This window comes from Streptomyces natalensis ATCC 27448 (genome assembly GCF_000935125.1).
In the GTDB taxonomy this organism is placed as follows: Bacteria; Actinomycetota; Actinomycetes; order Streptomycetales; family Streptomycetaceae; genus Streptomyces; species Streptomyces natalensis.
This window is the reverse complement of the sequence record NZ_JRKI01000034.1, coordinates 515,651-529,280: the sequence shown is the minus strand read 5'-3', so window position 1 is coordinate 529,280 and position 13,630 is coordinate 515,651. Positions and strand designations below refer to the sequence as shown.

General features: G+C 71.5%; 13 protein-coding genes. 9 read left to right on the top strand and 4 right to left on the bottom strand.

All coding sequences use genetic code 11. The features are described 5' to 3' along the window. Positions 1-58 precede the first annotated feature (58 nt). On the top strand, positions 59-571 hold the full coding sequence (locus SNA_RS27005) for a hypothetical protein (protein WP_030063040.1): 513 nt from the start codon (positions 59-61) through the stop codon (positions 569-571). 75 nt (positions 572-646) lie between these two features. Next, on the top strand, positions 647-1,162 hold the full coding sequence (locus SNA_RS40515; RefSeq protein ID WP_198535139.1) for a methyltransferase domain-containing protein: 516 nt from the start codon (positions 647-649) through the stop codon (positions 1,160-1,162). A gap of 56 nt (positions 1,163-1,218) precedes the next feature. Here the strand turns inward: SNA_RS40515 and SNA_RS26995 are convergent, their stop codons facing one another. Beyond that, positions 1,219-2,031, bottom strand: coding sequence for a helix-turn-helix domain-containing protein (locus tag SNA_RS26995; RefSeq protein WP_037788397.1), 813 nt, complete (start codon positions 2,029-2,031; stop codon positions 1,219-1,221). Positions 2,032-2,188: 157 nt separating this feature from the next. On the opposite strand from SNA_RS26995, the gene SNA_RS26990 reads away from it, so the two are divergent. Next, complete coding sequence (locus SNA_RS26990; protein WP_044367087.1) at positions 2,189-2,500, top strand: 4a-hydroxytetrahydrobiopterin dehydratase; 312 nt, start codon at positions 2,189-2,191, stop codon at positions 2,498-2,500. A 68-nt stretch (positions 2,501-2,568) separates the two neighbouring features. Here SNA_RS26990 and SNA_RS26985 read toward each other — a convergent pair whose 3' ends face one another. Next, positions 2,569-3,498, bottom strand: a complete 930-nt coding sequence (locus tag SNA_RS26985; protein ID WP_044367085.1) for a YihY/virulence factor BrkB family protein — start codon at positions 3,496-3,498, stop codon at positions 2,569-2,571. A gap of 207 nt (positions 3,499-3,705) precedes the next feature. Then, positions 3,706-4,776 (bottom strand): DUF1266 domain-containing protein, encoded by a 1,071-nt coding sequence (locus SNA_RS26980; RefSeq protein ID WP_052808996.1) that lies wholly within the window; start codon positions 4,774-4,776, stop codon positions 3,706-3,708. A gap of 118 nt (positions 4,777-4,894) precedes the next feature. On the opposite strand from SNA_RS26980, the gene SNA_RS26975 reads away from it, so the two are divergent. The 4 genes from SNA_RS26975 (at position 4,895) to SNA_RS26965 (ending at position 9,813) form a co-directional block, all read left to right on the top strand. Next, the gene (locus tag SNA_RS26975; protein WP_078970221.1) at positions 4,895-5,887 is read left to right on the top strand and encodes a class I SAM-dependent methyltransferase; all 993 of its coding nucleotides are present in this window, start codon (positions 4,895-4,897) and stop codon (positions 5,885-5,887) included. Positions 5,888-6,016: 129 nt separating this feature from the next. Continuing rightward, positions 6,017-8,092: a tetratricopeptide repeat protein gene (locus SNA_RS26970; protein ID WP_241779856.1), complete on the top strand. Its 2,076-nt coding sequence runs from the start codon at positions 6,017-6,019 to the stop codon at positions 8,090-8,092. 3 nt (positions 8,093-8,095) lie between these two features. Further along, the gene (locus tag SNA_RS45065; protein ID WP_338059821.1) at positions 8,096-8,542 is read left to right on the top strand and encodes a hypothetical protein; all 447 of its coding nucleotides are present in this window, start codon (positions 8,096-8,098) and stop codon (positions 8,540-8,542) included. Continuing rightward, entirely contained in the window at positions 8,527-9,813 is a 1,287-nt protein-coding gene (locus SNA_RS26965; protein WP_338059820.1) for a hypothetical protein, read from the top strand. Before SNA_RS45065 ends, SNA_RS26965 begins: the two co-directional genes overlap by 16 nt. Positions 9,814-9,885: 72 nt before the next feature. Here the strand turns inward: SNA_RS26965 and SNA_RS26960 are convergent, their stop codons facing one another. Further along, on the bottom strand, positions 9,886-10,677 hold the full coding sequence (locus tag SNA_RS26960; protein ID WP_030063049.1) for a VOC family protein: 792 nt from the start codon (positions 10,675-10,677) through the stop codon (positions 9,886-9,888). Between the two features lie 282 nt (positions 10,678-10,959). Between SNA_RS26960 and SNA_RS40510 the strand changes: the two genes are divergently transcribed. Next, positions 10,960-11,851, top strand: a protein-coding gene (locus SNA_RS40510; RefSeq protein WP_198535138.1) for an IS5 family transposase whose coding sequence is annotated in 2 segments (ribosomal slippage) — positions 10,960-11,322 and positions 11,324-11,851 — 891 coding nt in all. Because the reading frame shifts where the segments join, the coding sequence is not laid out codon by codon here. Positions 11,852-12,392: 541 nt separating this feature from the next. Continuing rightward, the gene (locus SNA_RS26955; RefSeq protein ID WP_030063051.1) at positions 12,393-13,610 is read left to right on the top strand and encodes an arylsulfotransferase family protein; all 1,218 of its coding nucleotides are present in this window, start codon (positions 12,393-12,395) and stop codon (positions 13,608-13,610) included. Positions 13,611-13,630 lie beyond the last annotated feature (20 nt).

Genomic DNA, 13,630 nt, shown 5'->3' with positions numbered 1-13,630 from the left:
CAGGGATGGTCTCACCCGCCAGGTGTGGACCCGCCTGCCAGCCGCTAGGGTCGCGCGCATGGGTGCTACGACTGCCGCCATGGTCACTGCCGTCGTCGGAGTACTCGGCACGCTCCTGGCGCCTGTGATCGCGACATGGACGACGAAGCGCCAGCGGGCAGAAGAGAGGCAGGCTGAGGAGGGAAGACGGGTCTTTGAGGAGCGACGCGCCGCGTACGGTGCCATGAACCGCGCCTCCCGCCACTTCCACACCATGCTGAAAGACGCCCTCCATCGCATGCGCGACGGTGTCTACACCGACGACGACCGCGCCCAGGTCGAGGAGGCGCGGCGGGACTACCGGGATCGCTATGCCGAGGCCCAGATGATCGTCCCCGAAGCGGTACTCAGGGCATCTCGCGAGTTGAACGTCGTCCTGGCCGCGATCGACGCCACTGCCAAGCGCATTGATCGGGGTCTGGCTCGGGAACGGGAGAGTGCGGATCAGGCACTCATCGACCTGAAGGCCGCAGAACCCGCACTGACCGCCATGCGCCGGATCATGCGTGAGGACCTGGGCGTGGCCGACTGACGTTGTCCGGCCGGCGGGATCCCGCACAGCGTTCCTACAGCCGTTCCACGCACCTACTCGTCGTAGGGTGTCGGCGTGATCGACAACATACGTGAGACACGCGCCGCGTACGACGTCATCGCGTCCGAGTACGCGGAGCGGTGGGCCGGACCGGCCAAGTGGATCACTGCCGAGCTTGATTACCTGTCGGCGGTGCTTCCGCGCGGAGCCCGCGTTGCGGATATCGGCTGCGGCCCCGGCCACCACACGCGGCTCCTGCGGGAACGCGGCTTCCGCGCCACCGGCTTCGATCTTTCCTGGGGGATGCTCTCCTCGCAGAGCACGCCCGGCGTCGCTCAGGCCGATGTCGCGGGGCACGCGGGGCTGGTGGCTCTGATCACCGCGGCGCGGGCGCAGTTTCCCGGGATGGTGTTCCGGGCGTTGGGGGACGCGGACGGGCACCACGATCTTGTGCGGTTCGGCTGGGAGCTGGTCAGTGAGGCGGACGGGACGGCGCCGGTGGCCGGGTTTGATGTGGTGCGGCTGGACGGAGACGGGCGGATCCGGTCGGTGAGCGGGTTCCTGGACCGGGTGCCGGCCGCGGTGGCGTAAAGCGGACGGGCCGCGGCGGCGTAAACCCAACCCGCCGCGCCCCCCCCGCGGGCCCCCTACGGTTCCTGTTTTCGCAGGTAGGTGACGGTTTCCGGATCGGCGGGAAGGAAGGTTTCCACGGCCAGTTCGGAGACGGTCACATCCATGGGGGTGTTGAAGGTGGCGATGGTCGAGATGAAGGAGAGCACATGTCCGTCGTGCTCGATCACCATCGGCAGTGCGAAGGGCGGATGGTCGCCGAAGGACGCCACCTCCCGCCCGCCCTCGGGCAGCGGATAGCCCCGTACCTCCTCGTACAGCTCCCGCAGCGGCGCGGACCGCAGGACCGCCAACTGCCGTTCCATCTGGGCGAGGAGGTGGCCGCGCCACTCCAGGAAATTGCGGATACGGGGCGCCAGCCCGTCCGGATGGAGCGTGATCCGCATGGCGTTCAGCGGCGGCCGCAGCAGGGCGGGGTCGATGCCTTCCAGCAGCATGGTGATGCCCCGGTTCGCCGCCTGGACGTGGTACGTCCCGTCCACCACCAGCGCGGGGAACGGTTCGTAGCCGGTCAGCAGCCGTTCCATCCCGGAGCGCAGGGCCGCCATCGAGGGGTCGTCCATCGGCGTCTCGGGGAAGGCGGGGGCGTAACCCGCCGCGATCAGCAGGGCGTTGCGCTCGCGTACGGGGACGTCGAGGTGTTCGGCCAGGCGCAGCACCATCTCCTGGCTGGGGCGGGAACGGCCGGTCTCGATGAAGCTGATGTGCCGGGCGGAGGAGTCGGCGCGCAGGGCCAGCTCCAGCTGGCTGATCTTGCGGCGGTCGCGCCATGTGCGCAACAACGCCCCCACGCCCGTCGTCTCCGGCGCCAGTGCCACGGCAGTCGTCATGGGAGGGACGGTAGCCGACCCGCGGTGGCCGCCCTGCCCCGCCCAGACCACTCGCCCACACCACCCGTACGTGCTCCCCGTACTACGGCGTGCAGGCCGCCGCGCCGTGCCACGCTGGGCGTGCCACAGCAGTGCCAACGGCGAAGGGACGAACGTCATGAGCGCCCAGGTGGAACCGCTCAGCACCAAGGAGATCGAGGACCGCCTCGCGGAACTGCCCGGCTGGTCCGTCGACGGGGACCTGCTGCGCCGCCGCTACGCCTTCGACGGGCATCTGCCCGCGGCCGTGATGGTCATCCATATCGCCCAGATCCAGGAGGAGTTGGGCCACCACGCCGATCTGACCCTGAGCTACAACCGGCTCGGCATCGCTGTGAACACCCACAGCATCGGCGGCCGGATCACCCGCCTCGACTTCGGTCTCGCGCGGCGGATCGAGGAGATCGCTCCCAGCCACGGCGCCCGCTGAGCGACGGCGGCGGCCGTACGGCCAATCGACGCGGCACATACGGCAAGTACGGCAAGTACGGCCGTCCGTCAGGAATGCTGCCGCGGCACCCGCACCCGCCGCCCCGCCCGCACCAGCTCCGCATTGAACTGCGCCCCGCACAGCAGCGAAAGATGCGAGAACCACAGCCAGATGAGGAAGACCAGCGGGCCCGCGAGCGAGCCGTAGAGGCGGTTGAAGGTGCCGACGTACGACACGTAGGCGGAGAAGCCTCCGGAGGACACCAGCCACAGCAGGACCGCCACCATGCCGCCGGGCGCGGCGCGTCGTACGCCGCGTGACATCGGCGGGCCGGAGCGGAACAGCACCATCGCCAGTACGGCGGCGAGCAGCAACAGCAGCGGCCACTTCAGGAGGTTCCAGGTGGCCTCGCCCCCCTCGCCCATCCCCAGCCAGCGGCCGATGGCACGGGCGATCGGGCCGCTCACCAGCAGCACCACCGCGCTGCTGATCAGCAGCGCCATCAGCAGCAGGGCGTTGGCGAGGATGCGCGGCGCCTTGCGCCACGGTGGCCGGTCGTCCTTCGTGCGGTGCATGGCGTGCAGCGCCCGGCGGAACACCGCGAGATAGCTGCACGAGGACCACAGCGCACTGACCAGCGCACCGCCGACCACGACCCAGGCGGCGGTGCGCTGATGGGCCATGACCACCAGCGCATGGTGCACGGCCGCCCCCGAGCCGGCCGGGGCGAGGGCGCTGATCTGGTTGATCAGCTGCACGGTGGCGGTGGGTTCGGCGAGGCCGATCAGCGAGACGGTGACGATGACCGACGGCAGCAGCGCCAGTACCGAGTAATACGTCAGGCTGGCCGCCCAGTCCGTCACATCGTCGCGCCAGACGGCCACCGGCGTACGGCGCAGTGCGGTACGGATCTGGCTCCAGGTCGGCGCTGTTGTACGGACCGGCGCCGGTTCGGCGGCGGGTGTGGTGGCGACCTGCGGAGCGGAGTCAGCGCCCATGGCGGTCTCCCGGTGTCGCGGTCCGTGTGGGCGCGCGGCGCCCGGCGCTCCCGCACATGTCGTTTTGCCCCTTCTGTCGGTCCGTGCCTCTGCTGCATCATCCCCGACGGCACGGCCGCGCCCCAAATGACCGCCGGGCCCGTCCCTTCCGCCCGTACGGACCGGCGGTCCCGGTCCGGTCCCGGTACGGCCCCGTGGGCACCCTCGTCAGGCGAACGGCAGCGCCCGCCACGGCGACGCCGGGTCCTGGGTGAGGGTGCGGTGGAGGTGCAGCGTCTCGGCGTACTGCGGTCCGAACCAGCCCTGGTCGTAGGCGAGCAGCCGGCCCAGCGCATAGCCCGCGGCGAACTCCTCCCAGGAGCCGTACCCCTCCCTGGCCCGCGCCCCGGCCTCCAGGACCGCCTGCTCGGCCTGCTGCGGGGCGCACAGCCGGGCGCTCAGGCCCCAGCGGACGAGGTTGACCGCGTGGACGAGGTCCAGGGCGAGGACGGAGACCACACGGCCGTCGGGCGGCAGCAGTCCGTCCGTACGGAAGCGGTCCTCGTAGCGGGTGACGAGTTCGGGGAGTTCCGCCTCCTGCACGTCGGCCTCCGCTGTCCCCTCCCGCGCCTCGGCCTTCGCCGCCCCCTCGTCCGTACCGGCCCGCCGCCGCAGTGCCGCCTCTGCCGGTGCCGGGACGAACTGCCCGGCGAGCAGCTGGCTCAAGCGCTGCTGCCAGGTCGCCGGGTCGGTCACCGACCACTGTTCGTGCAGCGTCCGGGCATCCGTGGCGGGGTCGAGGAAGAGCGTGCCGAGTTCGTTCCACGGGACGCTGTGGTGCACAGCGAGGGGGGCGCCGCAGGCCAGTCCCTGCGCGAGCGGACCGGTCAGCGGACCGCCGTAGTGCGTGGCCAGCAGTCCGCCGGGGCGTACGCCGTAGTGGGCGCGCATCGCCGTCCAGGTGGCGCGGTGCGGGGGCGTCGCGGCCAGATAGACGGCGGCCGGGGTGGCGGGATTGACCGCCAGCCGCCACTGGTCGTGGGGCCAGTCCTGCGCCAGCTCCTCAAGGGTGACCCGGTCGAAAAGCTGCTGCGGCTGCCACGGCGGCAGCATGCCGCGCGTCAGGACGGGAAGGCACTTACCGCCGGTCGCGGGATCGTCGTAGACCGGCAGCGGGTCCTGACCCTGCTGCGGCGCCGCCAGATACAGGTCCTCGCCGGCGATCGCCGCGATCTGTCCGTTCCAGTCGCCGCGTGCCGTTGCTTCGCACAGCCGCCGCTCCGTTTCGGTCGGCGGCATCCATCCGGGAGTAGCCACGGGCCGACCCTACGGTGGGCCGGTGCCCCGGAGGGCGGCGGGGTTGCCGAACCGGCAACGAAGGTTGCCCACGAACGATCCGTCACGGAGGCTCGACCGCATGACCCGTCACGATCATTCCGTCACCGGCGCAGACCACCTCTCCGCCGGCCCCGGCCCGGCCGCGCCCGGGAACCACCACTCCGGCCACGGCCACGGCTCCGGCCACGGCCACGGCCACGGCCAGGACGCCACCGACCTGGACTGGGAGGTGCTCGGCCCGGTCCTCGAAAACGGCGCCGAGGTGCACCTGCCCGTCTACGAACAGGCGGTGGACTGGCTGCGCACCCTGCTCGCCGCCGACGGCGGGCCCGGCCCGGACGCGGTGCGCCGGGTGCTCGATATCGGCAGCGGTCCCGGCGTCGCCGCCTGCGTCCTGGCGCAGGCGTTCCCCGGCGCCGAGGTGGTGGCCGTGGATCCGGGGGCGGCCCTCCTGGAGCGGGCCCGTGAGCGCGCCGTCCGCCTCGGCCTGGGTGACCGCGTACGCACCCACGTCGCCGAGGTCACCGACGGCCTGGACGCACTCGGCGGCGCCGACCTCATCTGGTCCAGCAAGGTGCTGCACCACATCGGCGACCAGCGGGCCGCGGTGGCCGCCCTCGCCGGGCATCTGCGGCCCGGCGGACTGCTCGCCATCGCCGAGGGCGGCCTGGCCCCGCGGTTCCTGCCGCGCGACATCGGCATCGGCCGCCCGGGACTGCTCGCCCGCCTCGACGCGGCCGGAGAGGAGTGGTTCACACGGATGCGGACGGCGCTGCCCGACAGCGAGGACACCCTCGAGGACTGGCCCGCCTTCCTGGCCGATGCCGGTCTGCGGACCCCGTGCACCCGCAGCTTCCTCCTCGACCTGCCGGCCCCGCTGTCCAGCGCCGCCCGCGAGTACGTCGTCGCCACCCTCACCCGCATCCTGGAGGCGTACGGCGACCGGCTGGACGAGGACGATCGGACCACCCTGGCCCGCCTCACCGACCCGCACGACGCGGCCGGATTCGCCCGCCGCCCGGACGCCTTCCTGCTGGCCGTCCAGACGGTGCACACGGCGCGCGCCCGGTAAGCCGGCCCCCGCCGACCGACTTCCCGTGGATCCCGGGCACGGCCGATCGCGGCCGCATACCCTGGACGGCCGAAGCGGGGAACCTCCCGCGTCCGTGCGGCGTTGGGAAGTGCGGGGAAGGGAGATCGGGTGGACGACCGGGCGGACGGCGGCAAGGCCGGGAAGAGCGTGCGCAATGTCCTGTCGGGGGAGGCGGTGGTCCACGGCTCCGTCGTCCAGGCCCAGCTGATCGAGACCCTCAACTCCCTCACCCTCAACGTCCCGGCTCCGCCCGAGCCGGAGGTACCGCGCCAAGTCCCGCTCCCCAGGGGCGGGTTCGTCAACCGCACGCAGGAGTTCGCGAGCCTGCGCGCCGCGGCCGAGTCCTCCGGGCAGGGCGGCCCGCCCGGCATCATCGTGATCACGGGCCTGGGCGGCGTCGGCAAGACGGAACTGGTCTCCCAGTGGGTCTGGCGCGAGTTCGCCGACGCCTTCCCCGACGGTCAGCTCTACGTCGATCTCGCCGAGGTGCGCCGCGACGGCGGCGTCGACGTCGGCGCCGTCATCGGCACCTTCCTGCGTGATCTGGACGTCGACGAGCACTACATTCCCGCCGGACTGGCCGACCGCTCGAAGCGCTTCCGTACGGTCACGGCCGCGCGCCCGCTGCTGGTGGTCATCGACAACGCCCGGCACGCCGCCGAGGTCCGCCCGCTGCTGCCCAGCCGCGGCCTGGTCGTGGTCCTCGGCCGCACCCGACTGACCTCCCTGGAGCTGGACGGCGCGGTCTCGGTCGTCGTGGACCCGCTCGAAACCGCCGCCGGCCTCCAACTGGTGCGGCGCTGGCGGGACTCCACCGAGGACGCGGGCGCCGCCCAGCGGCTCGTCGAGGTCTGCGGCGGGCTGCCGCTGGCCCTGCGGGCGGCGTGCGAATGGCTCATGGAGCGCCCCCATCAGAGCCTGGACGCGGTGGTCCGCGAGCTGTCCGAGGAGCGGCCGGGACCGGGCCTGCGCGAGGCGGCGGCCGCCGTGTTCGACGCGGTCACCGACACCTTCTCCCCGCACACCCGGTCCCTGTACGACTTCCTGGGCCGCTTCCCCGGTACGACCTTCACCGCGGCCGTCGCCGAAGCCGCCGGGGTGCCGCGGTTCGAGGACGGGCTGCGCGATCTGCGCACCGCCCACATGGCGGTGGACGCGACGGAGCCGGAGCGGTTCCGGCTGCACGACGTGGTGGCGGCGCACGCCCGCGCCCGTGTCCAGAGCGCACCGCCTCATGACCTGCGCGCCGTGCGACGCCGGGTCACCGACTTCTACGTCACCACCGCGGCCCTCGCCGACCATCTGGTCCTGGGACCGCGCCTGCGCCTCCAGGAAGCCCCCGAGGAGCGGGCGCGGAAGCCGTTCACCACCAAGGCCGGGGCCCTGGAATGGCTCGACGCCGAGCGGGCCAACCTCCTCGCCGTGCTGCGCACCGCCGCCGACGAGGAATGGCACGACGCCGTCTGGCGGCTGTGCGAATCGCTCTGGGCGCTCTACCACAACCGCGCGCACTACGCGGACTGGATCGAGTCCCACGAGCTCGGCATCGCGGCCGCACAGGCCGCGGGCCGTCCCGACGTCCAGGTCCGGATGCACAACCAACTGGCCCGCGCCCACTACTCGTTGGGCGAGTACGCCGCCGCCGAGGCCGAACTGGACCGTGGCGAGGCGCTGCTGGGCAGGGTCGCCGAGGCCCGGCTGCACGGCGTCATATGGGAGACGCACGGCCTGCTACGGCTCGCCGTGGACCGTCCCGGCGAAGCCATCGCGCTCTTCGAACGGGCCCTGCGCGCCAACGAGGGCGACACCCACGGCATCGTCGTCCAGACCTACAACCTCGCCCAGGCGGTCCTGGCCGCCGGCCGCCCCCAGGAGGCGCTGGACCTGCTGGCCGGGGCGCTGGCCACGGCTGAGGCCGAGGGCGACGACTCCATGCGGCTGCGCCTCGGCATCGTCCGCGGCCGGGCCCTGCGGGCTCTCGGGCGCGAGGAGGCCGCGATGGCAGCCGTCAACGATGCGGTACGCCTCGCGCACCAGCTCCAGCAGTGGGCCAAGCTCGAACAGGCGCTGGACCTCGCGCAGGAGCTCGGCGAGGGGATACACAACGCCCAGGTCCAGCGGGCGGTCCGGGGTCGCGTCCAGGAGCTGCGCCGGCGCGGCGGCATCGGCGAGACGGCGGCCTGATCCATGCCCGTGCCGCCCCTCCGCCGCGCCCGGCGCCGGCGGCCGCGCTGGGACACCGTGGCGGAGGAGGCCCAGGTCCTGGGCGTCGCCCGCACCCTCACCTCGGCCACCCGGCTGCTGGATGTGATGCGGCTGCTGCCCCCGCAGGACGGCATCGGAGTCTCGTACACCATCAATCCCGGATCGGCCTTCGCCGACGGGCTGGCGGAGTACTTCACGGGCCGCGGCGGGCGGCTGCTCAGCTGGCGGGAGGCGACGCGGCGGTCCTTCGACCTGGCGGTGGCCTGCGCGGTGCATCCGTCCATGCGGCGGCTGGACGCGCCGCTGATGGTGATGCCGCACGGCGCCGGATACAACCGCCTGGTCGTCGAGTCCACGGGCGATCCCGGCGTGCCCGCGGGGCTCTCCCGGCGCGAACTGACCCGCTGGGACGGGTGCTGCCCGCCGTGATCGGGGTCTCGCACGCCGACCAGATCGGCCGCCTGCGCCAGATCTGCCCCCGGGCCGTCCCCAGGGCCCAGCTCATCGGGGACTACTGCTGGGAGCGCATCACCCACAGCCTCGGCCGCCGGGATCTGTACCGCGCGGGCATGGGCGTCGGCGCCGGCCGCCGGCTGGTCGTCATCAACAGCACCTGGAGCGAACATTCCCTGCTCGGCAGGCATCCCGACCTGCCGTTGAAGCTGGTCACGGCGCTGCCCGCGGACGAGTTCGCGGTCGCGCTCGTGCTGCACCCCAACGTCTGGATCCGCCACAGCCGCCAGCGCGTCTTCGCCCGGCTGCGCAGGGAGATGGACGCCGGGCTGCTCGTGCTGCCGCCGGAGGAGGGCTGGCGGGCCGCGCTGATCGCCAGCGACTGGGTGGTGGGGGACCACGGCAGCACCACCTTCTACGCCGCCGGGCTGGAACGCGTCCTGCTGCTCGCCGCCACCGGTCTCGACGAGCTGGACCCGGCCTCGCCGACGGCGGACTTCGGGCGCAACGCCGAGCGGCTGGACCCCGACGGCGACCTGCTCGACCAGCTGCTGACGGCCGCCGAGAAGCATGCTCCCGAGTCCCTCCAGGAGATCTTCGACCGTCAGGTGGGGATGCGCGGTACGGCCGGACGGCGCCATCAGGAGGCGATGTATCCCTTCTTCGCGCGCCGCAACATCCCCCTGCCGACGGACCCGCCCGAGCCCGACCCCGTTCCCGTGCCCCGCCCCGAACGGACGTCGGGGCCCACCACCTACGAGGTGGCGGGCGAGGTACTGCCCGACGACTCCGTGGCCCTGCGCCGCTGGCCGGTCGCCGCCCGCCGCCCCATCGAGGAGCCCCGCGGCTTTCTCGCGGTGACCGACCTGGAGGTCTACTCGGTGTGGAAGGCCACCGCCGCGGTGCTCGCCCGTACGGTCCTCGACGCCGAACCGGCCCCCGCCGACTGGCTCCACGACCACATCCAGGACTCCTCCTCCGGCCTGGACGTGGCCGTCGTCGCCCTCGGCGACGACCGTGCTCTGCTCCTGCTGCGGCGCGGCGGCGTCCTGCTGGAGGCGCACGCCCCGCAGCCATGGGGCGAGCCGCGGCCCCGGCTGGATCCGCTGTTGCTCGGGGCGGCGGTGAACGTCTGGCTGACTGCGGCGCGTACGGCGGACGAACTGACGACGCGGGGACTGGTCGTCCGCACCGGCTCCCGTGCGGTGAAGGTGTCCTTCACCGCACCGCCGCGAGTGCGGCCGTGACCTCCGTGAATGCCGCAGTAACCACCGTGACGACGGCCGCCGCGATGACGGCCGCTGTACCCTCCGGGCCGCTCAACTCCCGTTCATCGGCTTGGGCTTGATGACGGCGAAGGGTGCGCCCTGCGGGTCGGCCACCACGGCCATCCGTCCGGCGATCATGTCGAACGGTTCCTTGAACACCGATCCGCCGGCCTCCTTGAGCCGGGCGACCGTCGCATCGGTGTCCGTCACGGAGAAGTACGTCATCCAGTGGGAGGGGGTGCCCGCGGGGACCCCCTCGGGCATCGGCTGCATACCGCCCACCGGGCGTCCCCCGACGTTGAGGGAGAAGTAGCCCTCGGCGCCTTCCATGGGGGCGGCCCGGAGGGCGAGGACCGAGTCGTAGAACGCGGCCGCGGCGTCCGGGTCGGTGGTGTTGAGCTCGTTCCAGATGACGGCGCCGGGCTCGTTGACGAGGCCCGCGCCGGGGAAATCGCGCGGCTGCCAGACGCCGAACGCGGCTCCGGTGGGGTCGGCGGCGATGAACATCCGGCCGATGGTCATCACATCCATGACGGGCATCAGCACCTGGCCGTTCGCCGACTCGACCGCCTGCGCGGTGGCGTCCGCATCGTCCGACGTGAGGTAGGTGTTCCACACCGTGGGCGGCGCGGGCTGGCCGCCCATGGCGACCGCGGCCATGATCCCGGCCACCGGCTTGCCCTTGAGCTCGCACACGGCGTAGCCGCCGGTCTCCGGTGGCCCGATCTGCCCGGTCCAGCCGAACAGGCCCGAGTAGAAATCGATGGCGGCTTGCTGGTCGGGCGCCGCGAGATCGACCCAGCAGGGGGTGCCGGGCGCGTAGGGAGCGGTGACTTCAGGCATCGTTGCCTCCTGGAGGGCGTGTACGTGCCCCTGCCGGTGCGCGCAGGGACCACCCGCTCACTCCACCCTTCCCGCCACCCGCGCGGCCCGCCACTCGGGAGCCGGATCCGCCGCCCGCTATGGGACGGCGGCCCCGGCTCACCGCGGGCCGAATCCGAGCCGGGACCTGGTGGCCCCTGGCCCCTGGACCTCAGGCCAAAACGAACGTGGCCGGGTCCGGGCCGAGGCGGTTGCCGGCGTCTAGAGCGTGTCTCTTTGGTGGGGTTGTTCAGTTGATCGGACGTGTCTGTCCGGTTAGTGATCACTGATGCGATGTGGGACCGGATCGAGTCGTTGATGCCGGCCGATCCCGTTCGCGGACGGCGGTGGGCACACCACCGCCGCACCCTCGAGGCCATCGCATGGAAGTACCGCACCTGCTCTCCGTGGCGGGACCTACCCACCGAACTGGGCTCGTTCCAGACGGCACACAAACGCCTGATCAGATGGGCCGTGGACGGCACCTGGGAACGCATCTTCGCCGCCGTCCTGTCCGCGGCGGACGCGGATGACGACGTGGGCTGGACGGTCTCGGTCGACCCCACGGTCTGCCGGGGCCACCAGCACGCGGACGGTGCTGAAAAAAAAGGGGGCGCCACGCCCGTCAGAACCCGACGATCACGCACTCGGACGCTCCCGCGGTGGCCTGAGCACGAAAGTGCATCTGGCCAGCGACAGCCGGGCACGGCCGTTGGCCCTCCACGTCACCGCAGGCCAAGCCGGTGACGCCCCCGAATTCGAGACCGTCATGGCCAGGATCCGCATTCCGCGACGTGGACTCGGTAGACCCAGAACTCGACCAGAGACTGTCCTCGCGGACCGCGCGTACTCCTCTCGCGCGATCCGGCGCCATCTCCGCCGGCGCGGCATCCGTGCTGTCATCCCGCAACCCGCCGACCAAGTCGGACACCGCCTGCGGCGAGGCAGTGCCGGAGGCCGACCGCCGAGCTTCAACCCTGAGACGTACAAGCAGCGCAATACCGTCGAGCGGTGCATCAACCACCTCAAGCAATGGCGTGGTTTGGCGATGCGCACCGACAAGCTTGCTCTGGCCTACCAGGCGGCCCTGCACCTGGCGGCCATCTTGCTCTGGGCCCGCCGCCGAGCTGGCATGATCAACCCATGGCCGGAGTGATCAGGATGGCTCGTGTACGACCAGTCGCGATTGCCGCCCCGCAAATGCACTTGGGTGCAGTTCCTTTCCAGGGAAGTTCGTGATCAAGCGGTGAGCTGGTAGCGGTGCTGGTCAGGGCTGGGGTAGAGGCGTCGGTGCTCACGTTCGAGGTGAACGCCCAGTGAGAGTGGCACGTCCGGCCGCACGGTCTGGCATGGAGTGCAACAGTCCCGGCCGGTCATGCTGTTCGCTGCGTGGACGTTGATTGACGCTTCGGTCCGTGCGCGGCTACGTTCTGCCATATGCAGCGGCGCAAGATCCTCACGACTCGCGGTCACATCGACCACATGCGGGTGTGTTCTGCTGCGTGTCGCCCCTGTTGAGAGCCGTTCGGCCTCCAGTGGCATCCGTCCGCGCCTGACAGCCTCACTGGCTATGCGCGGTAGCGCCTTCCTGTAGTCGCCATCTCTCACTGCGCATGCCCGGTCGGGTGTGCGCCTTCTCCGCATGCCCGTGACCGAGCCGACCGATTCGGCTTCGGGCTACCAGAAACGGACACCTGATGCGTCACAACTCCATACCCCCGCGGATCCTGATCGCTGCGGCCACCGCTGTCGTCACGGGCCTGCTGCCCCTGGCCGGCACCGCATCCGCAACCCCGGACAGCAAGCCGCTGCCACCGGTGACTGTCCTTGCCGACAAGAGCACAGCGAGCCGCGGGGACATCTTCGTCTCGCCGAACTCCGCGAACAGCGCCTACTCCAGCGGCGTGGAGATCCTGAGCGGCGACGGCAGGCGTGTCGTGTGGTCTCACAAGACGCCGGCCGGGCAGCAGGCGGCGGACTTCCGTGCCCAGACCTACCGGGGCAGGCCGGTTCTGACCTGGTGGCAGGGCACCGGGCTCGGCTCGCTCGCGAGCGGGGTGAACTACATCTATGACAACCGGTATCAGAAGGTCTCCGAGGTCCGTGCCGGGAACGGGTACACCGCCGACGGGCACGAGTTCCTGATCACCGGTCGTGGCACGGCACTCATCCTGGCGTACAAGCAGGAGACCGCCGATCTGACGGGCGTCGGTGGCTCCGCGCACCAGGCGGTCATCGACGGCGTGGTGCAGGAGATAGACATCCGCACGGGCCGGGTCCTGTTCCAGTGGAAGGCGGCCGATCACGTGCCGTACGCGCAGAGCGAGCAGCCGCTGCCGTCGTCGCCGAACAAGCCGTGGGACTGGTTCCACATCAACGCGGTGAAACCCGACACCGATGGTGACCTGCTCATCGATGCCCGGAACACGTGGACCACGTACAAGGTCGACCGGCACAACGGCACCGTGCTGTGGCAGCTCGGCGGCAAGGCCAGTACGTTCAAGGAGCAGGCCGCGCCCGGCCAGTACCTGAACACGGCCGGGACGATCTTCTCGTGGCAGCACGATCCCGAACCGCTCGGCGGCGGCCTGTACAGCTGGTTCGACAACGAGTCCGCGGGGGCCGCGAACACCGGGTCCGGGGCGGTGGAGGAGCTTCCGTTCAGCCGTGTCGTCACCGTCCGCGTGGACGAGAAGGCGCGTACGGCGACGCTGGTGAAGTCTGTGAACCAGCCGGACTACCTCAGCGCGTCCTCACAGGGCAACGCGCAGCCGCTCCGCCGGGGAGGGTCGTTCGTCGGATGGGGGTCGCTTCCGTACGTCTCCGAGTTCAACGCCTCGGGGAAGGCCGTGTTCAAGGCTCAGTTCCCCACGGGCGTGAACAGCTATCGCGCGTACCGCTTCCCCTGGAAGTAGGCCGGTTTTGAGAGGGCGCA

Coding starts and splice junctions, on each gene's coding strand:
- SNA_RS27005 (WP_030063040.1), top strand. CDS start 59: ATGGGTGCTACGACTGCCGCCATGGTCACTGCCGTCGTCGGAGTACTC.
- SNA_RS26995 (WP_037788397.1), bottom strand. CDS start 2,031: ATGACGACTGCCGTGGCACTGGCGCCGGAGACGACGGGCGTGGGGGCG.
- SNA_RS26990 (WP_044367087.1), top strand. CDS start 2,189: ATGAGCGCCCAGGTGGAACCGCTCAGCACCAAGGAGATCGAGGACCGC.
- SNA_RS26985 (WP_044367085.1), bottom strand. CDS start 3,498: ATGGGCGCTGACTCCGCTCCGCAGGTCGCCACCACACCCGCCGCCGAA.
- SNA_RS26980 (WP_052808996.1), bottom strand. CDS start 4,776: ATGCCGCCGACCGAAACGGAGCGGCGGCTGTGCGAAGCAACGGCACGC.
- SNA_RS26975 (WP_078970221.1), top strand. CDS start 4,895: ATGACCCGTCACGATCATTCCGTCACCGGCGCAGACCACCTCTCCGCC.
- SNA_RS45065 (WP_338059821.1), top strand. CDS start 8,096: ATGCCCGTGCCGCCCCTCCGCCGCGCCCGGCGCCGGCGGCCGCGCTGG.
- SNA_RS26960 (WP_030063049.1), bottom strand. CDS start 10,677: ATGCCTGAAGTCACCGCTCCCTACGCGCCCGGCACCCCCTGCTGGGTC.
- SNA_RS26955 (WP_030063051.1), top strand. CDS start 12,393: ATGCGTCACAACTCCATACCCCCGCGGATCCTGATCGCTGCGGCCACC.